This window comes from Subdoligranulum sp. APC924/74 (assembly GCF_003324125.1).
GTDB classification, from domain to species: domain Bacteria; phylum Bacillota; class Clostridia; order Oscillospirales; family Ruminococcaceae; genus Gemmiger; species Gemmiger qucibialis.
Genome location: NZ_PSQF01000050.1, coordinates 1 through 22,296, shown reverse-complemented (window position 1 = coordinate 22,296; position 22,296 = coordinate 1). Strand labels below are relative to the sequence as shown.

25 protein-coding genes and 1 pseudogene are annotated in these 22,296 nt (G+C 56.6%); 16 read left to right on the top strand and 10 right to left on the bottom strand.

Annotated features, from left to right (window positions below; translation table 11 throughout):
• Window positions 1-74: 74 nt before the first annotated feature.
• The 3 genes from C4885_RS11095 to C4885_RS11085 form a co-directional block, all read right to left on the bottom strand.
• Window positions 75-1,622 carry an AAA family ATPase gene (locus C4885_RS11095; RefSeq protein ID WP_114000400.1) on the bottom strand — a complete coding sequence of 516 codons (1,548 nt, stop codon included), beginning with the start codon at window positions 1,620-1,622 and terminating at the stop codon, window positions 75-77.
• Between the two features lie 334 nt (window positions 1,623-1,956).
• A complete protein-coding gene (locus C4885_RS11090) occupies window positions 1,957-3,330 on the bottom strand; it encodes a VWA-like domain-containing protein (protein WP_114000399.1) in 1,374 nt (457 codons plus the stop codon).
• Window positions 3,331-3,368: 38 nt separating this feature from the next.
• Window positions 3,369-4,328 (bottom strand): leucine-rich repeat protein, encoded by a 960-nt coding sequence (locus tag C4885_RS11085; protein WP_158538880.1) that lies wholly within the window; start codon window positions 4,326-4,328, stop codon window positions 3,369-3,371.
• A gap of 193 nt (window positions 4,329-4,521) precedes the next feature.
• Between C4885_RS11085 and C4885_RS11080 the strand changes: the two genes are divergently transcribed.
• Both C4885_RS11080 and C4885_RS11075 read left to right on the top strand, forming a co-directional pair.
• Window positions 4,522-5,901, top strand: coding sequence for an MATE family efflux transporter (locus C4885_RS11080; protein WP_242979562.1), 1,380 nt, complete (start codon window positions 4,522-4,524; stop codon window positions 5,899-5,901).
• A gap of 6 nt (window positions 5,902-5,907) precedes the next feature.
• Window positions 5,908-6,882 carry a GNAT family N-acetyltransferase gene (locus C4885_RS11075; protein WP_114000396.1) on the top strand — a complete coding sequence of 325 codons (975 nt, stop codon included), beginning with the start codon at window positions 5,908-5,910 and terminating at the stop codon, window positions 6,880-6,882.
• A gap of 480 nt (window positions 6,883-7,362) precedes the next feature.
• Here C4885_RS11075 and upp read toward each other — a convergent pair whose 3' ends face one another.
• From upp to tsaE, 4 genes are all read right to left on the bottom strand, one after another.
• Window positions 7,363-7,992 (bottom strand): uracil phosphoribosyltransferase, encoded by a 630-nt coding sequence (gene upp / locus C4885_RS11065; protein WP_114000394.1) that lies wholly within the window; start codon window positions 7,990-7,992, stop codon window positions 7,363-7,365.
• Between the two features lie 82 nt (window positions 7,993-8,074).
• Window positions 8,075-8,533: a ribose 5-phosphate isomerase B gene (rpiB, locus tag C4885_RS11060; protein WP_114000393.1), complete on the bottom strand. Its 459-nt coding sequence runs from the start codon at window positions 8,531-8,533 to the stop codon at window positions 8,075-8,077.
• A 13-nt stretch (window positions 8,534-8,546) separates the two neighbouring features.
• Complete coding sequence (gene tsaB / locus C4885_RS11055; protein WP_114000392.1) at window positions 8,547-9,254, bottom strand: tRNA (adenosine(37)-N6)-threonylcarbamoyltransferase complex dimerization subunit type 1 TsaB; 708 nt, start codon at window positions 9,252-9,254, stop codon at window positions 8,547-8,549.
• 36 nt (window positions 9,255-9,290) lie between these two features.
• Window positions 9,291-9,716 carry a tRNA (adenosine(37)-N6)-threonylcarbamoyltransferase complex ATPase subunit type 1 TsaE gene (gene tsaE / locus C4885_RS11050; RefSeq protein ID WP_114000391.1) on the bottom strand — a complete coding sequence of 142 codons (426 nt, stop codon included), beginning with the start codon at window positions 9,714-9,716 and terminating at the stop codon, window positions 9,291-9,293.
• Window positions 9,717-9,952: 236 nt separating this feature from the next.
• Here tsaE and C4885_RS11045 point away from each other — a divergent pair, with 236 nt between their 5' ends.
• Window positions 9,953-11,122, top strand: coding sequence for an FtsW/RodA/SpoVE family cell cycle protein (locus C4885_RS11045; protein WP_199488105.1), 1,170 nt, complete (start codon window positions 9,953-9,955; stop codon window positions 11,120-11,122).
• Between the two features lie 247 nt (window positions 11,123-11,369).
• Here the strand turns inward: C4885_RS11045 and C4885_RS11040 are convergent, their stop codons facing one another.
• Together C4885_RS11040 and C4885_RS11035 are read right to left on the bottom strand one after the other, a co-directional pair.
• Entirely contained in the window at window positions 11,370-11,585 is a 216-nt protein-coding gene (locus tag C4885_RS11040) for a DUF378 domain-containing protein (protein WP_114000390.1), read from the bottom strand.
• 51 nt (window positions 11,586-11,636) lie between these two features.
• Window positions 11,637-12,926 (bottom strand): hypothetical protein, encoded by a 1,290-nt coding sequence (locus C4885_RS11035; RefSeq protein ID WP_114000389.1) that lies wholly within the window; start codon window positions 12,924-12,926, stop codon window positions 11,637-11,639.
• A gap of 108 nt (window positions 12,927-13,034) precedes the next feature.
• Between C4885_RS11035 and C4885_RS11030 the strand changes: the two genes are divergently transcribed.
• Together C4885_RS11030 and C4885_RS11025 are read left to right on the top strand one after the other, a co-directional pair.
• Window positions 13,035-13,526, top strand: coding sequence for a phosphatase PAP2 family protein (locus tag C4885_RS11030; protein ID WP_114000388.1), 492 nt, complete (start codon window positions 13,035-13,037; stop codon window positions 13,524-13,526).
• A 16-nt stretch (window positions 13,527-13,542) separates the two neighbouring features.
• On the top strand, window positions 13,543-14,100 hold the full coding sequence (locus C4885_RS11025; RefSeq protein ID WP_114000387.1) for a hypothetical protein: 558 nt from the start codon (window positions 13,543-13,545) through the stop codon (window positions 14,098-14,100).
• Window positions 14,101-14,287: 187 nt separating this feature from the next.
• Here the strand turns inward: C4885_RS11025 and C4885_RS11020 are convergent, their stop codons facing one another.
• On the bottom strand, window positions 14,288-14,908 hold the full coding sequence (locus tag C4885_RS11020; protein ID WP_114000386.1) for a flavodoxin family protein: 621 nt from the start codon (window positions 14,906-14,908) through the stop codon (window positions 14,288-14,290).
• Between the two features lie 159 nt (window positions 14,909-15,067).
• On the opposite strand from C4885_RS11020, the gene rlmD reads away from it, so the two are divergent.
• From rlmD to C4885_RS10965, 11 genes and pseudogenes are all read left to right on the top strand, one after another.
• Window positions 15,068-16,537 carry a 23S rRNA (uracil(1939)-C(5))-methyltransferase RlmD gene (gene rlmD / locus C4885_RS11015; RefSeq protein WP_114000385.1) on the top strand — a complete coding sequence of 490 codons (1,470 nt, stop codon included), beginning with the start codon at window positions 15,068-15,070 and terminating at the stop codon, window positions 16,535-16,537.
• 119 nt (window positions 16,538-16,656) lie between these two features.
• Window positions 16,657-17,478, top strand: a complete 822-nt coding sequence (locus tag C4885_RS11010) for a ParA family protein (RefSeq protein ID WP_055273738.1) — start codon at window positions 16,657-16,659, stop codon at window positions 17,476-17,478.
• Entirely contained in the window at window positions 17,435-18,361 is a 927-nt protein-coding gene (locus tag C4885_RS11005; protein ID WP_055273739.1) for a ParB/RepB/Spo0J family partition protein, read from the top strand. The genes C4885_RS11010 and C4885_RS11005 overlap by 44 nt, the downstream gene beginning before the upstream one ends.
• A 12-nt stretch (window positions 18,362-18,373) precedes the next feature.
• A complete protein-coding gene (locus tag C4885_RS11000; RefSeq protein WP_055273741.1) occupies window positions 18,374-18,646 on the top strand; it encodes a DUF5720 family protein in 273 nt (90 codons plus the stop codon).
• 29 nt (window positions 18,647-18,675) lie between these two features.
• Window positions 18,676-18,861, top strand: a complete 186-nt coding sequence (locus C4885_RS10995) for a hypothetical protein (RefSeq protein ID WP_055273744.1) — start codon at window positions 18,676-18,678, stop codon at window positions 18,859-18,861.
• 67 nt (window positions 18,862-18,928) lie between these two features.
• The gene (locus C4885_RS10990; RefSeq protein ID WP_055273746.1) at window positions 18,929-19,798 is read left to right on the top strand and encodes a DUF6017 domain-containing protein; all 870 of its coding nucleotides are present in this window, start codon (window positions 18,929-18,931) and stop codon (window positions 19,796-19,798) included.
• 34 nt (window positions 19,799-19,832) lie between these two features.
• A complete protein-coding gene (locus tag C4885_RS10985; RefSeq protein WP_055273747.1) occupies window positions 19,833-20,570 on the top strand; it encodes a BRO family protein in 738 nt (245 codons plus the stop codon).
• 22 nt (window positions 20,571-20,592) lie between these two features.
• Window positions 20,593-20,904 (top strand): DUF5720 family protein, encoded by a 312-nt coding sequence (locus C4885_RS10980; protein WP_055273749.1) that lies wholly within the window; start codon window positions 20,593-20,595, stop codon window positions 20,902-20,904.
• A gap of 12 nt (window positions 20,905-20,916) precedes the next feature.
• On the top strand, window positions 20,917-21,336 hold the full coding sequence (locus tag C4885_RS10975) for a DUF4313 domain-containing protein (RefSeq protein ID WP_055273751.1): 420 nt from the start codon (window positions 20,917-20,919) through the stop codon (window positions 21,334-21,336).
• A gap of 86 nt (window positions 21,337-21,422) precedes the next feature.
• The gene (locus tag C4885_RS10970) at window positions 21,423-21,923 is read left to right on the top strand and encodes a PcfB family protein (RefSeq protein ID WP_055273753.1); all 501 of its coding nucleotides are present in this window, start codon (window positions 21,423-21,425) and stop codon (window positions 21,921-21,923) included.
• Window positions 21,920-22,222, top strand: a pseudogene (locus C4885_RS10965) (recombinase); the annotation flags it as partial. The gene C4885_RS10970 and the pseudogene C4885_RS10965, both read left to right, overlap by 4 nt.
• Between the last annotated feature and the right edge of the window lie 74 nt (window positions 22,223-22,296).

Genomic DNA, 22,296 nt, shown 5'->3' with positions numbered 1-22,296 from the left:
TTATCTGCGCTTTTGGCTTAGCATCTGCCGCACCTCGCTCGCCGTATCGGCACTTAGAATTATGCGGTATTGCCTTAAAACTCCATGCTGTGCTCGCCCTGGCGGATGTCATTGCGCTGGAGCTCGGCTAAAATATCATCCTGGCCGCTGTGCAGCAGCAGGCGCTTGCTGTAGGTTTCAAAGCGCTCACATTCGTTGTCGGCCAGGTAGGCGGCAGAGTCCGGCCCAAGGGCCAGCTCATTGACAAAAACCACCATCTCCTGCCCATCGGCAAAGGCGCTTTCCATAAAGTCAAAGGCGCTTTCCAGCGCGTCCCCGGCCAGGCCGACGGCATCCTCCCGCTTGCGCACCTGGGCGTTAAAGCTGGCGCGCACGGCATCAAAGGCAGCATCGCGATCCAGCGCGGGGTCAAGGGCAGCGACCCAGGCATGCAGCAGAGCGCTGGCGGTGGTGACAACAGCCAGCTCTTCCCCGGTCAGGGTGCCGGCAGCCTTTTGCGCGGTCAGGTGGTCCGCATAGACATTGACCTGCGCGGCAAATACGGCGGCGGGCACAAAGCCATCCTGGGCGGGGTCGGCGTTGTTCAGGGTGCGCTTAAAGCTGCGCATTTCCTGGTAGCAGGCGTCCGTCACCGCGTCCGCCCGGCGGGCAGCGGCAAAGCGGGTGTTCAGCCCGGCCAGCAGCAGGCTGACAAGGCTGATGCGCTCATCAAAAGCGGCTTTCTGTGCGCGCTCCAGCACGGCGGCAAAGGGGCGGCCCTGCAAAATATCTTCCACGCCGTAATCCTGGCGGTACTTTTTGTACAGCTCCCAATAGGCAGCAAAATCGCGGGCAACTTCAGGGTGGCGCAGGTACTGGCCGATCAGGGCTTCGTCCACCGGCAAATCCAGCTTGGTGCAGGCCGTCAGCATGGCGGAAAGATCCTCCCAACCGCGGGCCGTGACAAACTGCGGTCCGTCCACATCGTTCTGGATGCGGTAAAAATGCTGGGGGCGCAGTTCCAGGTAAGCCTGCACAGCGGGGTGCAGGCGGTGGGCACGGGCATACTCCTGCCAGACGGCAAGGTTCGGCTCAATATCAATGCGGCGTACACGGTCCAGTGTGACAAGGTCAAAATCCCGCACGCTCTTGTTGTACTCCGGCGGGTTGCCGGCGGCAACAATCACCCAGCCGGCGGGCACAGCCTGGTTGCCAAAGGTTTTGCACTGCAAAAATTGCAGCATGGTGGGAGCCAGTGTTTCGGATACACAGTTGATCTCGTCAATAAACAAAATACCGTGTTCCAGGCCGGTCTGCTCCATCTTGTCATACACGCTGGCGATGATCTCGCTCATTGTGTACTCCGTTACGCTGCGGTCCGCGCCGCCAAAATTGCGGTGGCGGATAAATGGCAGGCCCACGGCGCTTTGGCGGGTGTGGTGGGTGATGGTGTATGCCACCAGCGCAATGCCGCATTCCTGCGCGATCTGCTCCATGATCTGGGTTTTGCCAACGCCCGGCGGGCCCATCAGCAGAATAGGCCGCTGGCGGATGGGCGGAATCAGCGGGGTGCCGGTATCGTCCACGGCAAGGTATGCCTTGACCGCGTGTTCAATTTCCTGTTTGGCGCGTTTGATGTCCATGGGGGGTACACTCCTTCATCAAAACATTAGGGCAACACCGCACAATTCCCGCCTTACGACTTAAGCACCGCTCCGACGGCTGCGGCACGGCATCTGCGTTGCCAAAATGCTCGATAATGTCGGGTTGCGGTACCCGCATCGTGCTTCGGGGGCAAAAGCCCCTCGCACTCTGCGACCGCTGCCCCTGCTTCGGTTCGCTGTTTCCGCCACTGGCGGCGCTCACCTTTGCAGCATCCAGTATTATCTGCGCTTTTGGCCTAGCAGCTGCCGCACCTCGCTCGCCGTATCGGCACTTAGAATTGTGCGGTGTTGCCTTAGGAACAAATAAGATGAATCACAACTCGGGCAGGTCCTCGGCTTCGTTCTCCTGCCAGTCAATTTCCGGCGTTTTGGGCACCGGGTCAGGCAAAAATTCTTCCGGGCTTAAAACCAGCCGCATGGCCCAGGGCGGGGTATCGGGCGGCGGGGTGCCGGTTTCCAAAAACAGAAAAGCTGTCTCGTAAGGCGGGCGCCTGGTAGGGTAGGTGCCTTTGCCATCGGTAAAGTAAAGCACGCCCTGCAAATCCCGCAGGGTGCCGTCCCGGCGCAGTTCCTCAATTTTGGCAAACGCGGGGCGGAAGTCTGTGCCTCCGCCGCCGGTCAGGGTCAGGCAGGCGGCAAAGCGGTCCAGCTCGTCGGTGCTGTGCAGAAAGGTCAGGTCACGCACCGCATCGTCACACTGCATCACGGCGATGTTGCATTTGGCAAAAAAGCTCTCGCCGGTTTTAAGCAGGCCGAACGTTTCTTTCAAAAATGCCTTGACCAGCTCGCCGGAGGTGGACTCGCTCGTGTCGATCACAATGACAAAATCCCGGATTTTTTTGCTCTCCCGGCTTTCCAGCGGCTCAATCAAGGGCAGGTTGCCGTAGGTGCGCAGGCCGTAAGAGTAGTAGCCCAGGTCAAACTCGTCGGGGTCCAGGCGGGGCTCTTCGCGCATCACGGCAAAGCGGCGCAGAAAGTCCTTGTACAGGCGGCGGCTGTGGGCTGCTTCGATCTGTGCCTGCATCATTTCGGCCCCGGCAGCCTGCCCGGCCTGCTGGCCTGCCTGCTGCATGCTGATGCGGGTTTCGCGCCCAAGCTGTTCCCAGCGGCGGCCCTGCACCTGAGCCTGCTGGCTGGTGGGGTCCTTGGGCCAAAGGCGGTGGCTGTCGCACACAAATTCCCGGTGCAGCTTTTGCAGTTCGTCAGGCTCCTGAGCGGCAAGCCAGCGGTAAATGGGCCCGGCGGCGGGCATGGTCCCGTTTTTGCGCAGTGCCTGGTAGGTTTTTTGCCGCAACCAGCCCACCGGACGGGTCAGGGATGGCACCTGCAAGGCATCAATCGTCTGCTCCACGGCAATATCGCAGGCCAGCCCCCACAGGTTGGCGTCCCGGCCTCCGCGCAGCCAGGGGTGGCGGAACACGCAGTGCAGAACGCTGTGCAGCACCGCGCGGGGCAGATAGCGCCGGTTGCTGCGGTACAGCCCAATGAACCATTCCGGGTCATAGCACAAAGCCGCGCCGTCCGTGGCAAGGTTGTGCAGCCCCGCGGCAGGGGTGGGCACCAGCGCACCCAGGGCCGCGTTCATGTAGCGCAGGTCCAGGTACAGCTCACTGCGGATGCGGTCCATGGCGCGTTTGGCCATGGTGGCAACCCATTCTTCCTGGGTCAAAACATGTTGGGAGGGCATTGATCATCACCACCAAAGTATGGGGAATCTACAGCACATCAAAGGTCGTCAAAATCATAGGTTTTCTGCCTGCGGGGGCGCTGGCTGCCAAGGGTCAGGGCTGCGCCCTCGCTCCAGCCGGACTGGGAACAGGCAAGTGCAATCTGGCGGCGGCTTTCCTCGTCCGCCAGTTTCAGCACCAGCTGCAAAGATTCTGTATCGCGCCGGGCAATCAGCGGGGCCGCGGCGCTGGCGGCATGGGCGGCCAGGTAGGCACTGTAGATGCCCTGCGCTTCCGGCAGCAGGGCAAACGGGGTACACAGCCGATCCAGCGCAATGCGGCAGAGTGTTTTTTCGCTTTCGCCCACGCATGCCTGGGGGAACGCCGCGTCATACTCCGCAAAGCGGAGCACGCTGCCGTCAAAACATTGGCGGTAGCGGTAGCCCTCGCCCTCAATGCTGTGGTTAAAAATATGGGCGGGGGTATTTTCGTCCAAAAATTCAAAGTATTCCGGGTAGAACACTTTGGCCTGTACCGCCCCGCCGGGGGCAAACACCGCGCCGATGTCCGCGCTGACGGCGGCCACCAGCTTTTTCAGCCCAGTGGGGGCATCGGGGGCGGCATCTAAGATAAAGCGGTCAAGCGCGCGGCAGTTGGTGAACAGATCGCTGCCCACACTTTCCAGCGCGGAACCGGCGCACAGCCATTCCAGCTTGCGGCAGTTATAAAAGGCAGCGTTATGCAGCGCCCGCACCCCGGCGGGCAGGGTAACGCCCTGCACAAAATCCCCCGCAATGGGGTGGGGGTAAGCAGCGGGGCCGCGGCCGTCAACGCTCCAAAATCGGGCATCAGCAGACTGGCTGCGCTGGTTCTGCGCAAAGCAGTAGGGGCCGATCTCCACAACAGGGAACCCTTCGATCTGCACTGGCAGCGCGGGGCAGGGGCTGTCCCCAAACACGCGCAGAATGCGCGCACCGCCGGGGCACGCCTGCCACAAAATACCAAGTGAACTGTTCAAACCATGACCACCTTCAACAACAAAACAAAAGCTTGACAATACCCACATTATAGCATACATTGAATAGGTAAGGAATAGAAAAAGCAGGGCGCGGCGGGAATTGAGGAAGAAACCGCGCCCCGCAAAGGACTGCGCACTGTGACAGGGCGGACAATGCCTGTGGCGGTGCGCTTACGTTATGTGGAGGATGTTTATGGCAAGAACGCCGGAGCAGAACAACGCGATTATTACAGGCAGCATACCGCGGCAGCTGCTGTTATTCTTTTTTCCCATCTGGCTGGGCACCATGTTCCAGCAGCTGTACAATACGGTGGATACCCTGATCGTCGGCAACTTTGTGGGTACCCAGGCGCTGGCGGCTGTGGGGGCAACCAGCTCTTTTGTGCAGCTGCTGGTGGGGCTTTTTGTGGGCCTGTGCAGCGGCGCGGGGGTGATTATTGCCCAAAGCTTTGGCGCGGGGGACCACGATGAAGTGAACCGCCAGGTGCACACGGCACTGGCCCTTGCCATTGCGGGCGGCGCGGCGCTGACGGTGATCGGCCTGCTCATCAGCCGCCCGGTGCTTCGCCTGATGCAGACGCCGGATGAAATCGTGGGTATGGCGTCCGAGTATTTGCAAATCTACTTTCTGGGCATGATTCCGCAGATGATTTACAACATGGGCACCAACATCCTGCGCGCGGTGGGCGATTCCAAACGGCCGCTGTACTTTTTGATCGTGGCTTCCATCGTCAACATTGTGCTGGATATTGTGCTGGTGGCGGTCATTCCGCTGGGGGTGGCCGGCGCGGCCATTGCCACGGTGGCCAGCCAGGTGGTCAGCGCCGTGCTGACAGTGCGGTGCATCCATGGCTCCCAGGGCATGCCGTGGCATTTGCAGCTCAAAAATATCCGCATTGAACGCAGCGTGCTGCTGGCGATCTGCCGCATCGGCCTGCCGGGCGCGGCACAGAGCGCGCTGTACAGCATCAGCAACATGACCATCCAGAGCGCCATCAATGGGTTTGGCACCGTTGCCGTTGCCGCATGGAGTGTGTACGGCAAGATCGACTTCCTGTTCTGGATGACGGTCAGCTCCTTTGGCATTGCCGTTACCACCTTTGCGGGCCAGAACTTTGGCGCACGCCAGTATGACCGCGTGCGCCGCGGCACCATGACCTGCCTTGCCATGACGGCAGGTACCACCCTTTGCATCAGCCTGGCGCTGTATCCTTCGGCCCAGCTGCTGTTCCGGCTGTTCAGCTCGGACGATGCCGTGGTGGCGCAGGGAGTGCAGATGATGCACTACCTGGTGCCGGTGTATATGACCTATATCTGCATTGAAATCTTTTCCGGCGCGCTGCGCGGCTGCGGTGATGTGCGGGTGCCCACCATCATCACAGTGTTTGCGGTGTGCATCATGCGTATTGTGTGGCTGGCGGTGGCGCTGCCGTTCAAGCATGAACTTTCGGTGGTGGAATTCAGCTACCCACTGACCTGGATCACCGCAACCGTGCTGTTTGCGATCTATTACGCAAAAGGCGGCTGGATGCAGCGCTGCATTGCGGCCCAGAACGCCAAAACACAAGGGTGAACCAAGATGAAATTTGAACTGCGCCCTGCCCGCCCGGCGGATGTAGAGGCCATTATGCAGGTGATGGCGGATGCCATGGCCAATTTGCAGCACCCGGAATGGTTTGTGCCGGATGATGCGGTGTATATGGCGGAGCATATCAGCGGCCCCAAGGGCTTTTGCCTGGTGGCGGAGGAAAAAACGACCGGCGCACTGGCAGCGTATTTTACCGTCAAGCTGGCCGGTACTGCCCCCGATGCTCTGGGCTGGCAGTTGGGCATGAGCGAGGAAGAGCTGAACACCACCGCCCAGATGGACAGCTGCTGCGTGGCCCCGCCCTATCAGGGCAATGGGCTGGAGGGTAAGCTGCTGCTGATGGCGGAAGATACCCTGCGCGGCAGCCGTTACCGCCACCTTTTGGCAACCGTGCACCCGGATAATGCCGCCAGCCTGTACACCGGCCTGCACCGCGGCTACACCATTGCGGCGAACCATGTGATCTGCTATGGGGATAAGGTGCGGGATATTTTGTACAAAGAACTGGAAAGTAGGAATACAAATATGAATACAACGATCCGGGCCATGACCCCGGCGGACAAAGACAGCGTGATGGAGATGATGCGGGTGTTCTACAATTCACCCGCCGTGCTGAGCAATGGCTCGGATGAAATCTTTGCGCGGGACATTGAGGGCTGTATCAGCGATAACCCGTATGTAGAGGGCTATATGTTTGAGCAGGACGGCGCTGTGCAGGGCTATGGCATGGCGGCCAAGAGCTTTTCGACCGAGTACGGCAGGCAGTGCATCTGGCTGGAGGATATTTATATCAAGGCGGAATACCGCGGCCTTGGTATTGGCAGCCAGTTTATTGATTACATAACGAAGAAATACCCGGATGCTCTGCTGCGGCTGGAAGTGGAAGAAGAAAACGCCCGCGCTGTGCATGTGTATAAAAAGAGCGGGTTTGAGTTTTTTGAGTATAAAGAGATGAAAAAAGAGTAAGGGCAACGGGAATTTCAGGTTTTACGGAGAATAATTCGTAGGGGCGCACATTGTGCGCCCGCCGCCTTAGGGCAATACCGCACAATTCCCGCCTAACGGCTCAAGCACCGCTCCGGCGGCTGCGGCATGGCATCTGCGTTGCCAAAATGCTCGATAATGTCGGGTTGCGGTACCCGCATCGTGCTTCGGGGGCAAAAGCCCCTCGCACTCTGCGACCGCTGCCCCTGCTTCGGTTCGCTGTTTCCGCCACTGGCGGCGCTCACCTTTGCAGCATCCAGTATTATCTGCACTTTTGGCATGGCATCTGCCGCACCTCGCTCGCCGTATCGGCACTTAGAATTATGCGGTATTGCCTTATCTGTAGGGAACGGTCTTGACCGTTCCAAAACACTGCTTTATACGTCATAACAGGTTTTGCCGTAAAACAAAATGACCCCCACAGCCAGCGCTGCGGGGGTCATGAACTTTTATGGGGAAATATTACTTGGTGCCGAAGATGCGGTCGCCTGCATCGCCCAGGCCGGGGATGATGTAGCCGTTCTCGTTCAGCTTTTCATCCTGTGCGGCAACATAAATGTCAACATCGGGGTGTGCTTCGTGCAGGGCTTTCAGTCCTTCGGGGGCGGCAATCAGGCCAATGAACTTGATGTGCTTGGCACCGCGCTTTTTGATCTGGCCAATGGCGTCAATGGCGCTGCCGCCGGTAGCCAGCATGGGATCCAGAACAAAAACATCGCGCTCGGCAATATCCTTGGGCAGCTTGCAATAATATTCCACAGGCTCCAGGGTCTCCTCATTGCGGTACAGGCCAATGTGGCCGACCTTTGCAGCGGGGATCAGGGTCAGCATGCCGTCCACCATGCCCAGACCGGCGCGCAGGATGGGAACCAGGGCCAGCTTGCGGCCAGCCAGCACATGGGTGCGAGCCAGAGCAATCGGGGTTTCTACTTCAACTTCCTCGGTGGGCAGGTCGCGGGTGGCCTCATAGCACAGCAGGGTGGCAATTTCGCTGACCAGATCACGGAACTCTTTGGTGCCGGTGTTGCGGTCACGCATCAGGCTGATTTTGTGCTGGATCAGGGGATGGTCTACAATTTTAACAACGCTCATGGCAGATTCTCCTTACAAGATAAAAATTCATCGGATACAATGCAAAGCCTGGTCCCAGGCGGGGTACAACAGTGGGGGAGCCTTAAAGGGTTTCCAGCGCCATCATCTTGTCAATGCGCTTCTGGTGGCGGCCGCCCTCAAATTCGTGGTCCAAAAAGGCGTCAACGATCTGGCAGGCAAGGCCGGGGCCCACAACGCGACCGCCCAGGCACAGGGTATTGGCGTTGTTGTGGCGGCGGGTGTACTCGGCGCTGAACGGCTCCGAGCAGCAGCAGGCGCGGATGCCCTTGATCTTGTTGGCGCACATCGACATGCCCACACCCGTGCCGCAGCACAGGATGGCGAAATCGCTGCTGCCATTGGTCACAGCGCCGCAGGTGGCGGCGGCATAATCGGGATAGTCACAGCTGGCGGTGCTGTTGGTGCCAAAGTCGCGGTAAGCAATGCCGCGCTCTTCCAAATGCTGTTTGATGGCCTCTTTCAGCTCATAACCGCCGTGGTCAGCACCCAGGGCAATCGGTTTTTCAAATTGTACAGCCATAATCAAGATCCTTTCAATTCGTGGCGGATTGTTGGGCGGCTTCGCGCTCGGCGCGCTCACGCTCAGCCTGGCTTAAACGGTGATAATCCGGCAGCAGCTCTGCGGGGGAAACGCAGGTGCCCGCATCCCACATGGCTTTGCCCGCCAGGGCAACCCCTGCGCCGCGCAAAACGCGCAGCGGCTGGGGGCAGGGCAGAATGCCGGGCTGGTCTTTATATGTATTGTAGCACAATGCGGCACCATCGCCAACAAAAATCAAAGGCTTTTTGCACTCTTTTACAAAAGTCTCCAGCGCAGTGACCGGTTCGGCGGCGTCCGGGGTCAGCCGGGCGTGGGTGGCAAGGTCAAACCCGGCCCAGTACACCTGGCCGCGGCGGGCGTCCTGTGCGCCAATCACAGTGCCTTCCCCGCACACGCCGTAAGCCAGGGCAGCCATGGTGGAAACCCCGGCGCAGGGGGTGTTGGCCGCAAAAGCCAGCCCCTTGACGGCGGCAAGACCGATGCGCAGCCCGGTAAAGCTGCCGGGACCGTTGGTCACGGCGTACAAATCCAGCTGGGCGGGGGTCAGGCCGCAGGCTTTCAGGGCGGTATCCACCATGGGCAGCAGGGTCTCGCTGTGGGTCAGCCCGGTGTTGGAAGCCATCTCATATAATAAAGTATCGTCGCGCATCACAGCGACGGCGGCAGTTTTGCCCGCCGTATCAATGGCAAGAATGTTCATTCGGGGTCAGTTCTTCCTTTCCAAAAGGGCGTGGCGTCAAGCCCCAGGCCGGGTGATGGTAATCTTGCGGGTGGTTTCATCCAGCCGGTCAATGTTAATATAAATCGGGTTTTCCAGCGCCAGCAGGTCGGCGCAGTTTTCGCTCCATTCCGCTGCAACCACAGCGCCCATATCCAGGTAATCATAAAAACCGGCGGCAGAAAGGTCCACTTCGGTATGGATGCGGTACAAATCAAAATGGGCAAAGGGCCGCGGGCCGCGGTAGTAGTTGACAATGGCAAAGGTTGGGCTGGAAACCGGGTCCGTGCAGCCAAGGCCCTCTGCAATGCCCTGGCAGAACGCGGTTTTGCCAGCGCCCAACCCGCCGGTAAAGGCAATCAGGCTGCCGGGGGCAAGCTCTGCGGCAAGGCGGCGGCCCAGGGCCACGGTTTCATCCCGCGAATGGGTAATATATTCTTCCATACAGCAGGCCCTCCTCAAGATAAGCGGCTAAGTCAGCATAAACTACTTTATTATACAACATCCAGCCTGCTTTGTAAAATATTTTTGTGTGGCGCGCCATAAAACGCCGCAAAGCGTGGCATATTGCACAGGAACGCGGTATAATAATCGGTAATACGAGCAGGAACCAATACCATTGCACAGGGCAATGTGCTATACTGGGAACAAGAAAAACAAAAGTGAAAGGGGGCAGGCCATTGCTGCAGCTGACACGCCGCTATTTGCGGCAGATCGACGGAATATTTCTGGCGCTGTGCGCGGCGTGTTCGGTGCTCAGCGTGGTAACACTGGTTTCCATTGGGCATAACCAGCTGGGGTCCATCAACAAAGCATCGGTACAGTTCATTGCCAGCGCGCTGGGCATCCTGTTGGCGCTGATCGTTTCCACGGTGGACTACCGTGCGCTGGCCCGTGCCTGGCCGTTGCATGCGGTGCTGGCCTGGGGTATGGTGCTGCCCACCCTGCTTTTGCACAACGTCCGCCTGGGCTTTTTAACGGTGGGGTACGATGCCGGTGGTACTTCCAACTACAGCTGGTACCGGGTGGGCGGCATGACTTTCCAACCGGCGGAACTGGCCAAAATCAGCTTTGTACTGACCCTGGCCCTGCATCTGAACCATGTGCGCGGCCGGGTGAACAAGCCGGCCAATTTGCTGGCGCTGGCGGTGCATGTGCTGCTGCCGGTGCTGGCCATTCACATCCAGGGCGATGACGGCACGGCGCTGGTATTTTTGGGCATTGGGCTGGTCATGGTGTTTGCGGGCGGCATTTCCGGCTGGCTGGTGGCTGGCGGGCTGGCCGCTGCGGGCGGTGGTGCGGCCCTGCTGCTGAAACTACGCCCGGGTCTGCTGAAAGGCTACCAGGCCAAGCGTATTTTTGCCGTGCTGGACCCCGAAAACCCGGCTCTGGCCGATATCGCTTACCAGCAGAACAAGGGGGCTATGGCCATCGGAACCGGCGGATTGACCGGAACCGGCCTTTGGGGCGAGCATGTGTTTGTGCCAAACTCCTGGAATGATTTTATCTTCAGCTACCTGGCCAACGCGATGGGCTTTGTGGGGGCGGTAACGGTTCTGCTGCTGTTGCTGGGCATCTCGGTGCGCATTCTGCTGGCAGCGCTGCAAAGCACGGATGCTTTGGGCCGCTATCTGTGCGTGGGCATCTTTGCCGCACTGTTCTGGCAGTGCATCATCAACCTGGGCATGAATTTACAGGTGCTGCCGGTCATCGGGGTCACACTGCCGTTCTTCTCGGCAGGCGGGTCCAGCGTGGTCATGGTGTATTTGTGCGTGGGGCTGGTGCTGGCGGTATCCCGCAAGAACCGCCGCAAAAAGCTGGCGGTGCCCATTGAGCTGGAACAGGTTTGACACCGGCAAACGGACGCACTAAAATAGAAAAAGGCACTGCGGTAAGCAGTTGGCCTTTGGACTAAGAGCTTAGGAAACTTAGTAAACTAAGAACCGCCACTTGACCCGGTGGAGGTTCTTGCTTTTCACAGTGACCGTTGCGCTGCTGCCGCAATTCGACCGCCTGTGCAAGACAAAACAATAAGACAGACAAAATAAAGCCGGTGTACCGTAAGATGAATCAAACGGTACACCGGCTTTTATAGTGTCAGGCTTCCTCTTTTTTACTGGGGCTGCACAATGCGGGAATCAGGCAGATGGCTGCCGCCGCTACCAGAATATACACGGTGCGGGCCGCCCAGCTTGTTTGGCCGCCCAGCAGCCAGGCAATGATATCCAGCTTCCAAATGCCCACAAAGCCCCAGTTCAGCCCGCCAATGATAGCCAGCAGCAGGCAGATTTTTGAAAGAACAGAATTGCACATGTTGGAAAACACTCCTTCCTATAACGGAAGTATGCCCATGCCGCGGTGTGTCTATTCGATTTTCTGCCACCGGGCGGAAGTTTGGGCAAAAACAGCACCGCACAGCAGAAGGGCGGTGGGGTTGGTCGTCAGGTGGAAGGGCTGAACTTCCATATAGGCGTAAGCCAGCATGGCAAACAGGCAGCAAACCTCAACCCGGCGGCCCTGTTTGGCGTGACCCCACAGGGCGGCGGCAAACAGAATACCCAGCAGCGCGGCGACCACCGGACCAAACTGAAACAGTGCAAAAGCAAAGCTGTTATCCACTGTGGGCCAGTTGAAGACCTGCCCTGCAATTTTGACATCCAGCAGGCGGTAGGCCATCCAGGTCAGCGAGATGCGGCAGGTGAGCAGGGAGTCCAGCTTTGCCAGCCATGCGGGGCCGATATCATTGTTCCACGGTCCCACCTTGATGACCAGCAGCGGCAAAAGGTAACTGACCGCCGCCGTAAGCCCCACCATACCGGCGCAGGTGCCGGGCCACCAACGGGGTACACTGTGCCCGGTGCGCAGGCGGCAGAACACCAGCCCAACGGCCAGCGCCAGCGTGCACAGCGCAGCGCTGCGGCTGGCGGGCCCCACCAGCAAAAACACGCCGACGGCAAATACCAGCAGGCAGTCCACCCAACGCACCTTTTGGGCACGCAGCAGGGCATAGGCCAATACCAGGCCGAACACCAGTCCGCCGAATGTGTTGGGGTGGCCGTAGCCGTAAGTGCCGCGCAAAGCGCCCATCCGCTCGCTGGTCAGGTCCGGGGCAACGATCCCGGCAAAGTGCAGTGCCAGCACCACCGCCATGGCGGCACAGCCGCTGGCAAAATAGACCTGCAGCGGGCGGCGCAGGGGAACATCCTTGGCGGCAAGCACCGCCACCACAATGCCGATCCACCAGATGTTCTGGCTGTTGAAATAGACCCAGCGGGCAATGAAATACAGCGCTCCGCCAGCCAGCAGTTCCCGCCAGGTGTAGCGGGTGCCGAACAAAATCTTGGCACCAAAGCACAGGAACGCGAGCCATTCCAGCACGGGGCTCATCACGCCCTGCACCCACGCCCAGTTCTGGCGCGCCATGCTGTTGCAAAACACCACGCTGATCTCATACGCGGCCAGCCCGGCGGCAAACAGAATACGGCCAAGCTGCAGTCGCCATTCGGCCAGCTGCTGCCCAAATAACAGGTGCGGCGTGCTCCACAGGCCGTGCAACGCCCCGCGCAGCCCGCCGCCCCTGGCAAGGGCAAAAATTAGGTCAAAAACCGCTGCGGCAAAGAGCGCCAACAGCAGAAAATTAGCAAAACCAAACAAGGGATTCCCTCCTGAAAAAAACGCATGGCCCTGTGTTTGACAAGGGCGGGTGCGGATGGTATGCTTCTATTATAAAGATTTTGGACGCAGCACACAAGGGGGCAAAGAATGACGGCACAACGCTATCAGGCAATTTTTGATTGGTTCCGTGCCCGCCCGGCGGCGCTGCGGGCGCTGGGATATGCACAAAAGATCAGCGTGCTGGGAGTATATCTGGTGTATGGCGCGGTGTTGGCCGTTACGCTCTGGCAGCGCAGCGGCCAGTTCTGGCGCGTGCTGGCGGTCCCGGCGGCGGTGTACGTTTTGGGCACGCTGCTGCGCGCGGCCATTAACCGCCCGCGCCCGTATGAGGCATTGGACTTTACGCCGCTGTTCCCCAAGGATACCAAAGGCCAAAGCATGCCCAGCCGCCACTGCTTTTCCGCCGCAGCCATTATGGCGGCGGCGTTTACCGTGTGGGTGCCGCTTGGCGTGGCCGCCTGCCTGCTGGCGGCGGTTGTGGCTGTGACCCGCGTGCTGACAGGGGTGCATTACCCCAGCGACGTACTGGCTGGCCTGGCCTTTGGCGCCGGGGCGGCTGTGATCGGCTTCCTTTTATGACATGAGGATGATAACTGTGAAACAATACAAAAAAATAATTGCTGCTGTGGCAGCTGCCGCAATACTGGCCCTGCCCCTGAGCGGGTGCAGCTTTAACGATGTGATGCTGTACCTGTACGGTGGTGACAGCTTTACCAAAGAGGAAGGCGAGGACTACCAGACCTATGACGGCGAAAACGGCATCAGTGTAACCTATGATGCCAATATCTGGAACGAACCCAGCATGTCGCAGGAGGATACCATTGGCATTACCACTGGCAACAAGCTGAGCTATACGGCAGTACTGCTGCAGGTATCGGATGTTTACACGGACTTTTTGGAAGAATCCGCCGCGGAATTGAACGAGGAAGCCCAGACCGTGCGGTATGACTTTGATTTGACCATCCCCGATGCAGAAACCGAGTCCGTCCGGTATGACTGCGGCACTTACCAGATGATCCTGGCCGAAGTGAACTATGACTGCGGCGTTACGCTGCATGTATCGGCAGCATCCCGCTCTGCCAGCTATGACCAGATCGTGGCGCTGCTGCAAAACGTGTACCCCACCGGTCACACGCCGGAAACGGCAGAATAAAAAGCAGCAGCCTTTTGCGGGCTGCTGCGGGTGGGAAAGGTTGGCTTGCAAAGGGGAAGTATGCCGTGTTCCGGGGTGAAATATCTGGCAAAGCCCCTATAAATGGGGTTCGGCACAAGTTTTGTAATACGCAACAGGACGAGGCTGTGGCGGGGTGAGGGCACCCCGCCCTACTGCCACTACAAAATCAGCGGATGAAATTGGTGCGGATGGTATTTTCTGCCTTGGGCGGCTCAATCCCTGCGGCTTTGCCTGCGGCAATGCACTTCAAGATCCAGGCCATGTTGTGGCCCAGGTTGCGCATGATCTGCATGCCCTCTTCGTCCAGGGCGGCCTGTTCGGCGTTGCTGCCGTGTACCATCGGCCAGTAGGTGGAGCTGATCAGCGGCATCTGGCAGAACTGGGGAACCTTTTCCAGGGCTTCCAGTGCGCTGGTGGTGCCGGCGCGGCGGGCGCTGGTAACAATAGCAGCGGGCTTTTGTGCCAACAGGCGGCCTGCGCTGTAGCCCAGCCGGTGCATGAAGCCCAGCATGCTGGCAGCGGCGGTGGAATAATGTACCGGAGCACCAAACACAATGCCGTCGGCCTTTTCCACCAGCGGCAGAACATCAACGACTGGCCCGCCGAATACGCAATGTCCGGCTTTGGCGCAGCCGCCGCAGCCCACACAGCCGCCCACCGGGACAGCGCCAATGTGGTAGATGGTGGTTTCGATGCCGTCAGCGTTCAAAGCCTTGGCAATCTCCTGCAAAGCAGCGTCTGTACAGCCATGTGCGTGCGGGCTGCCGTTGATAAGAAGTACGTTCATAATCGTTATGCCTCCGTTTTGAGAAAAAAGCTTTTGCTGCGGGGAAAGTTGGTGCACCGGGGTGCTCATACCCGGAACCGCCGATCCCCCTGTATAAACTATATTATAGCACGCCCAAAGAAATGTTGAAAACCCTGAAAGGGAAGAAGGTCAAACACCATGCCTGTAACCTGCACCAATTATAAATTGAAATGCGGCGGCTGCCCGCTGCTGAACCAGCCCTACCCCGACCAGCTCAAGCACAAGCAGCAGTTGGAACAACGCCTGCTGGGGCGGTTTGCCCCGGTATCCCCCGTGCTGGGGCAGGCAGAACCTTGGCATTACCGTAACAAGGCCATCGCCACCTTTGCCACCGGGCCGCGTGGACGACTGACATGCGGCATTTATGCAGCGGGCACCCACCGCGTGCTGCCGTATACGGACTGCTTGCTGCAGGATACCGTCATTAACCAGACCATTGCCGCTGTGCTGGAAGCCGCCCGCGCCTGCCGCTGGCCTGCTTTTGAGGAGGATCGCGGCACCGGTCTGCTGCGCCATGTGCTGGTGCGCCGCGGTAAAACCAGCGGTCAGGTGCTGGTGGTGCTGGTGACCGCACAGGAAAACCTGCCCGGCAGCCGCAATTTTGTGAAAGCCCTGCGGGAAAAGGCCCCCTGGGTGACCAGCGTGGTGCAGAACTGCAATCCCCGCCGCACCAGCGCGGTGCTGGGCAGCGATGTGCGTACCCTGTATGGCCCCGGCAAAATTACCGATACGCTGTGCGGGCTGCAATTCGCCATTTCGCCCCGCAGCTTTTACCAGGTCAACCCGGAACAAACCGAAGTGCTGTACGCCAAGGCCATTGAGTTCGCTGCCCTGACCGGCAAAGAAACAGTGATCGATGCCTACTGCGGCATTGGCACCATCGGCCTGTGCGCGGCAGGCAGGGCAAAGCAGGTCATTGGCGTGGAGCGCAACCCGGACGCGGTGCGCAATGCCTGCGCCAACGCCGCAGCCAATAAGATCAACAACGCGCGGTTCATCTGTGCCGATGCAACCGATTGGATGCGCGCTGCGGCACAGCCCAACTCTGGCTTGCCGCACCCCGACGTTGTATTCCTGGACCCCCCGCGGGAGGGCAGCACCCCCGCCTGCATTGATGCAGTGGCTGCCATGAAACCCAAACGCGTGGTTTACGTCAGCTGCAACCCCGAAACTCTTGCCCGTGATTTGACCCACTTGTCCCGCCGCGGATGGAAAGCATTAAAAATCCAGCCCGTGGATATGTTCCCCCACACGGAACATGTTGAGACGGTAGTTCTTTTGTCCCACAAAAAAGCCGACAGTTATATCCACATTGATGTGGAGTTTGGAGAGGGCGAGGGCAAGATTCCGGTAGATAGTATTGCTAAAAGAGCCGAAGCGTACAAGCCCAAAGAAAAAGTGACCTACAAAATGATTAAGGAGTACATAGAAGCGAAATACGGCTTCAAAGTACATACCGCATATATTGCGGAGGTAAAAAGGGATTTAGGCTTGCCGATGTATGATGCTCCTAATGCAGTAGAAGAACTGAAACAGCCGAAGAAACATCCGACACCAGAAAAGGTAGAAGCAATCAAAGATGCACTTCGTTATTTTGCAGTGATATAAAACTTTACTTACAATCGAATATTTCTTACATAGCCGTTTATTCATTTATTTGAGTAAGCGGCTTTTTTCATCCCTATTTTTCGAAATAGGGATATTTTTTGTAGAAGGAGGAGGTTTATTTGAACACACAAATCATCGCCATCGCCAACCAGAAAGGCGGTGTGGGCAAGACAACGACCTGCGCGAACTTAGGTGTGGGACTGGCACAGGCCGGAAAGAAAGTGCTGCTGATCGACGGAGACCCACAAGGAAGTCTGACAATCAGCTTGGGCAATCCCCAGCCGGACAAGCTGCCCTTTACGCTGTCGGACGCTATGGGGCGTATCTTGATGGACGAGCCACTTCGTCCCGGCGAGGGTATCCTGCACCACCCAGAGGGTGTAGATCTGATGCCTGCGGACATCCAGCTATCTGGTATGGAAGTATCCCTGGTAAATGCCATGAGCCGTGAGACCATCTTACGGCAATATCTGGACACGCTGAAGGGGCAATACTCCCATATCCTCATCGACTGCCAGCCCTCTCTGGGTATGCTTACGGTCAATGCGCTGGCCGCTGCAAACAGGATCATCATTCCCGTTCAGGCAGAGTATCTGCCCGCCAAAGGGCTGGAACAGCTTCTCTCCACGGTAAACAAGGTAAAGCGGCAGATCAACCCCAAGCTCCAGATAGACGGTATCCTGCTGACGATGGTGGACAGCCGAACCAACTTTGCCAAAGAGATCTCCGCGCTCCTGCGGGAGACCTATGGCAGTAAGATCAAAGTATTCGGCACAGAGATCCCCCATTCTGTTCGGGCTAAGGAAATCAGCGCCGAGGGGAAAAGCATTTTTGCCCATGATCCCAGTGGCAAGGTGGCAGAGGGCTACAAAAATCTGACGAAGGAGGTGTTGAAACTTGAAAAGCAGCGCGAAAAAAATAGAGCTGGCCTCGGTAGATGATCTGTTTTCCACCGAAGAAGGCCGCCAGGATGCAAAGCTGGAAAAGATTCAGGAAATTCCGTTGTCTGAACTGCATCCCTTTAGGAACCATCCATTCAAAGTCAAGGATGACGAAGCCATGATGGAGACCGCCGACAGTATCAAGCAGTATGGTGTTCTGGTCCCGGCGATTGCCCGACCGGACCCGGAGGGCGGCTATGAGCTGGTAGCCGGACACAGGCGGCACAGAGCCAGTGAACTGGCAGAAAAGGAGACCATGCCGGTCATTGTTCGGGATTTGGATGATGATGCCGCTACGATCATTATGGTTGACAGCAACTTACAGCGAGAAAGCCTGCTTCCCAGCGAAAGAGCCTTTGCCTACAAAATGAAGCTGGAGGCTATGAAACATCAGGGAGAGCGAGTTGATTTAACTTCGTCCCAAGTTGGGACGAAGTTGAGAGCCGATGAAATATTGGCTCAGCAGGCTGGTTCGAGCAGAAATCAAGTTCAGCGCTATATCCGTCTGACAGAGCTGATTCCCGAATTGATGGATATGGTGGATGAAAAGAAGATTGCCTTGAACCCAGCCTATGAGCTGTCCTTTCTCAAAAAGGAAGAACAGGTAGACCTGCTGGACGCGATGGACAGCGAACAGGCTACCCCTTCTCTTTCACAAGCCCAGCGGCTCAAGAAATACAGTCAGGAGGGGCATCTGACCCTCGATATGATGCGTGTCATCATGGGTGAGGAAAAGAAAAGTGATCTGGACCGAGTGACATTTACCTCTGACACTTTGCGGAAGTATTTCCCTAAAAGTTATACGCCCCAGCGAATGCAGGAAACCATCATCAAGCTGCTGGAGGCATGGCAGAAAAAGCGTCAGAGAGACCAGGAACGATGAAAGGAGCCGCCTATGAGGGATATTTCAGCCCGTGAGCTGAAAGGACACAACATTCTTGCCGTAGAGAGGTTTTGGGATAGCACCCGCTGGATGATCGAGTTTTCTGTCCTGCGTTCCTGTGCCTGCGGCAGCCCCGGAGATGAAATGCGGCTGTTTTTGACTGAGGACGGGTATCAGGTCGCCCTGCAAAGTCAGCAGCGCCGGGAGATCAAGATCAAGCGTTACGCTCGTGTGATTGAGGGACATATTCTCGATTTCAAACCGGGAAAACGCCGCCGCTCATAAACCCATACAACGAAAGGAAAGGAATGACTATGTGTACGGTAAAGGAAATTCAGGAAGCAATCCGAGAAGATTGCAGATCCCAGCATGACATGGATTCAACGGATATTGACCGCGTGATGCAAACACTTCCTTTCGCCCAGGAGGAACCATTTACAGGGGCGCGTCCCCAAAGGCCGCTGTTTTGGTTTTATGCGAGAAAATTTGAAAAGCGTTGAACACCGCAATTCTTTGAAATGAGGATTGCGGTTTTTTTGTACCCAAAATTCGGAAGGAGTGAGGTCGATGGCCGTTTTTCGCATTGAACGGACCCGTGATTATACCGTGATGAGCAATCATCATTTACGAAATGCAAACTTGTCGTTAAAAGCCAAAGGGCTGTTATCCATGATGCTGTCTTTGCCGGAGGACTGGAATTACACCACCCGTGGCCTTGCAAAGATCTGTAAGGAGGGCGTAGATGCCATCGGTGCTGCCCTGCGTGAACTGGAAGGAGCCGGATATATCGTGCGCCATCAGAGACGCGATAAAAGTGGGCGGATCACAGATACCGAGTATGTCATCTATGAACAGCCCCAGCCGGATCTGTCTCAGCCGGATACGGCTTCACCAGATACGGAAAATCCGGATATGGTAAACCCGGATACGGAAAAGCCCGCAGAATTAAATATAGAGAAATCAAATACAGAAAAATCAATTACTTATGGATCAAGTACCGATTCCATTCCCTTCCGGGAAACAGCGGCGGCAGGACCGCCGGAACGGAAAGGAAGGGATGCGATGTCTGTCACAGAGATAGAAAATTATCGGGAGTTGATTTTGGAGAATATCGAGTATGACTGTCTGAAGCGGCGTTATCCTCTCTACCGGGATGACCTGAACGAGATTGTAGAGCTGTTGGTAGAAACGGTCTGTGCCAAACGAAAGACCACCCGGATCTCCGGGGCGGACTTCCCTCATGAGATCGTGCGTTCTCGCTTTTTGAAGCTGGACAGCTCCCATATCGAGTTTGTCATGGACTGTCTGCAAAAGAACACCACCCAGGTACGCAACATGAAGCAGTACCTGCTTGCAGTGCTGTTCAATGCGCCTACCACCATGAATAACCACTACACTTCATTGGTCAATCACGATATGCACGCAGGCGGCTGGTAAAGGCCGCCTTTTATCATGCCAAAGGAGGCACGACATGAACCAGATGGAAATTTTCAAAAACCCGGAGTTTGGCAGTATCCGGGTCATCGAAGAAAACGGCAAATACCTGTTCTGCGGAACGGATGTGGCTGACGCTTTGGGGTACAGCAATCCTCGTGACGCATTACGCAGGCATTGTAAGGGTGTCGTGAAACGCGACACCCTTACTGACGGCGGTCTGCAACAGATTTCCTTTTTGCCAGAAGGCGATTTGTACCGCCTGATCGTTCACAGCAAATTGCCATCGGCAGAACGGTTTGAACGGTGGGTGTTCGATGAGGTCCTGCCCACCATTCGTAAGCACGGGGCCTATCTCACAAAAGAGAAGCTGTGGGAGGTTGCCACTTCCCCGGAAGCGCTGATGAAGCTCTGCTCAGACTTGTTGGCTGAGCGTGAAGCGAATATTTCTCTGCGTAAGAAAAATGCACAGCTGGAGGGCAAAGCCGCTTTCTATGACCTGTTCATCGACTTAAAGCACAGCACCAATCTCAGGACTACCGCCAAAGAGTTGGATGTCCCGGAGCGCCGGTTTGTCCGGTTTCTGATAGAACGGCGGTTTGTGTACCGCACGGCATCCGGCAATGTGCTGCCTTATGCCAATGTGAAAAATGCAGGGCTGTTTTGCGTCAAAGACTACTGCAACCACGGTCATACCGGTTCCTACACGCTGGTAACTCCGCAAGGCAAGCTCTACTTTGCCCAGCTGCGGGAGATGATCTTGCTGGTCTCATAAGAATGGAAAGGAAGTGGGTTTTATGCAGGAAGGCAAAACAATCGGTCAGCTGATGGAGGAAATGCGCCAGAAGGCCGGGGCGCAGAACTACCACGGCCATGACTACATGGATCTACAGCGATTTGCGGAGAACACCCGGCACATGATTATTTTTGATGTGCTGACCCATGACTCCCCGGTGGGCTGGAAAGGAGAACGGACCCGCCTGTTTTTGTCGGATACTGGTTATGAAAAAGCGTTGGATAGTCAGGCAAAGGGGCAGATCAAGATTCTCAGCCATGCAAAGGTCAGAAATGGAGATTTGTTTTATGACCACAAAGAACAGATACGATAGGAGGAATCCGATATGAATGAGGAAAAGAAAGTACCCTTCAAGTGGGAATACGGGGAAGAAACCATATCGCTGCAACTTGGAATGTATGCGAATAATCAGCGGCTCTATATCGGCATGATTACCCATACAGAAGATGGGGAAGAACCGTTTGCCGATATGACAGTGAACCTTCCGGGGTATTCCCTGGACCCTGGAGAGGCGTTTATTTCCGGTGACATCAGCAAGGATCTGCTGCGATTCATCAAAGAGAACAAATTGGGGAAGGTGCTTCCCTATCAGGTGCAGTCCGGTTATGGGAAATATTCTGCGGTTGCTTTTGATCTGGAAAAGTTGAAGGCATTTGACCCTAAAGGCGTGGCAGAGTTTCGGAAAGAGTGGAATCTGCCGGATAAAAAGCCGGTAAAGAAAAAGAACCGCGGGATGGAGCGATGAAGAAATATTTTCTCTGGCGGCTGGTGGTCCCGCCTTAGAAAGAAATGCACCACCCCTGCACATTTTGTGGAAAGGAGGAGATGAAAATGCAGGAAGAAGTGGAAAACAGAACTTTGACGCTGGTTGTCAGTGGAACAAAGTTTACCGGCAGAATGTTTAAGGCTGCCATAAGCAAGTACATGGCACATCGCAAGGAAAAGAAACTGCAAAAGCAGAGAAGCCGTGATGCGCCGGTTATTCCGCACGGAAAACAGACTGTGAAACAGCTTGTCGGGCAGAATCAGGGAATATCCAATATTGAGATCACAGACCCCTCTATCAAGGAGTTTGAGAAAATCGCCCGGAAATATGGTGTGGATTATGCGGTGAAAAAGGATCGTAGCAGTTCTCCGCCAAAGTACCTGATTTTCTTCAAGGGTCGTGATGCGGATGCGCTGACAGCAGCCTTTACAGAGTACACCAATAAAAAGGTCAAAAAGGCAACGAAAACAGAGCGCCCGTCTGTACTGGCAAAACTCAGTCAGTTCAAAGAGATGGTCAAAAATGCCGTGGTGGACCGCACCAAGCGAAAGGAGCTGGAACGATGAAAAAGACATTGGACATCAAAAAGCTCGTTTTGCTGAATATGCCGTATATCCTGCTGGGGTTGTTTGCTACCAATTTTGGAGAAGCATGGCGAATGGCACAAGGGGCGGATGCTTCCGAAAAGTTTCTTTCGCTGGTTGCGGTTCTGCCTGGGACGCTGCAAAGTTTTTGGCCCAGCCTGCACCCGTTGGATCTGCTGGTGGGGCTGTGTTGCGGTGCTGGTCTGAGGCTGGCGGTGTATCTTAAAAGCAAGAACGCCAAGAAATATCGACATGGTTTGGAATATGGTTCGGCACGATGGAGTGCATAATTTTAAGTGTAAATGACACATACATGGACGCACAGGAGGTTATGCACATGACTGATTATAGCAAA

Bases quoted from the DNA above. Each gene is read 5' to 3' on its own strand.
- C4885_RS11095 (WP_114000400.1), bottom strand. From the start codon at position 1,622: ATGGACATCAAACGCGCCAAACAGGAAATTGAACACGCGGTCAAGGCA.
- C4885_RS11090 (WP_114000399.1), bottom strand. From the start codon at position 3,330: ATGCCCTCCCAACATGTTTTGACCCAGGAAGAATGGGTTGCCACCATG.
- C4885_RS11080 (WP_242979562.1), top strand. From the start codon at position 4,522: ATGGCAAGAACGCCGGAGCAGAACAACGCGATTATTACAGGCAGCATA.
- C4885_RS11075 (WP_114000396.1), top strand. From the start codon at position 5,908: ATGAAATTTGAACTGCGCCCTGCCCGCCCGGCGGATGTAGAGGCCATT.
- upp (WP_114000394.1), bottom strand. From the start codon at position 7,992: ATGAGCGTTGTTAAAATTGTAGACCATCCCCTGATCCAGCACAAAATC.
- rpiB (WP_114000393.1), bottom strand. From the start codon at position 8,533: ATGGCTGTACAATTTGAAAAACCGATTGCCCTGGGTGCTGACCACGGC.
- tsaB (WP_114000392.1), bottom strand. From the start codon at position 9,254: ATGAACATTCTTGCCATTGATACGGCGGGCAAAACTGCCGCCGTCGCT.
- tsaE (WP_114000391.1), bottom strand. From the start codon at position 9,716: ATGGAAGAATATATTACCCATTCGCGGGATGAAACCGTGGCCCTGGGC.
- C4885_RS11040 (WP_114000390.1), bottom strand. From the start codon at position 11,585: ATGTGCAATTCTGTTCTTTCAAAAATCTGCCTGCTGCTGGCTATCATT.
- C4885_RS11030 (WP_114000388.1), top strand. From the start codon at position 13,035: ATGACGGCACAACGCTATCAGGCAATTTTTGATTGGTTCCGTGCCCGC.
- C4885_RS11020 (WP_114000386.1), bottom strand. From the start codon at position 14,908: ATGAACGTACTTCTTATCAACGGCAGCCCGCACGCACATGGCTGTACA.
- rlmD (WP_114000385.1), top strand. From the start codon at position 15,068: ATGCCTGTAACCTGCACCAATTATAAATTGAAATGCGGCGGCTGCCCG.
- C4885_RS11000 (WP_055273741.1), top strand. From the start codon at position 18,374: ATGAGGGATATTTCAGCCCGTGAGCTGAAAGGACACAACATTCTTGCC.
- C4885_RS10995 (WP_055273744.1), top strand. From the start codon at position 18,676: ATGTGTACGGTAAAGGAAATTCAGGAAGCAATCCGAGAAGATTGCAGA.
- C4885_RS10990 (WP_055273746.1), top strand. From the start codon at position 18,929: ATGGCCGTTTTTCGCATTGAACGGACCCGTGATTATACCGTGATGAGC.
- C4885_RS10985 (WP_055273747.1), top strand. From the start codon at position 19,833: ATGAACCAGATGGAAATTTTCAAAAACCCGGAGTTTGGCAGTATCCGG.
- C4885_RS10980 (WP_055273749.1), top strand. From the start codon at position 20,593: ATGCAGGAAGGCAAAACAATCGGTCAGCTGATGGAGGAAATGCGCCAG.
- C4885_RS10975 (WP_055273751.1), top strand. From the start codon at position 20,917: ATGAATGAGGAAAAGAAAGTACCCTTCAAGTGGGAATACGGGGAAGAA.
- C4885_RS10970 (WP_055273753.1), top strand. From the start codon at position 21,423: ATGCAGGAAGAAGTGGAAAACAGAACTTTGACGCTGGTTGTCAGTGGA.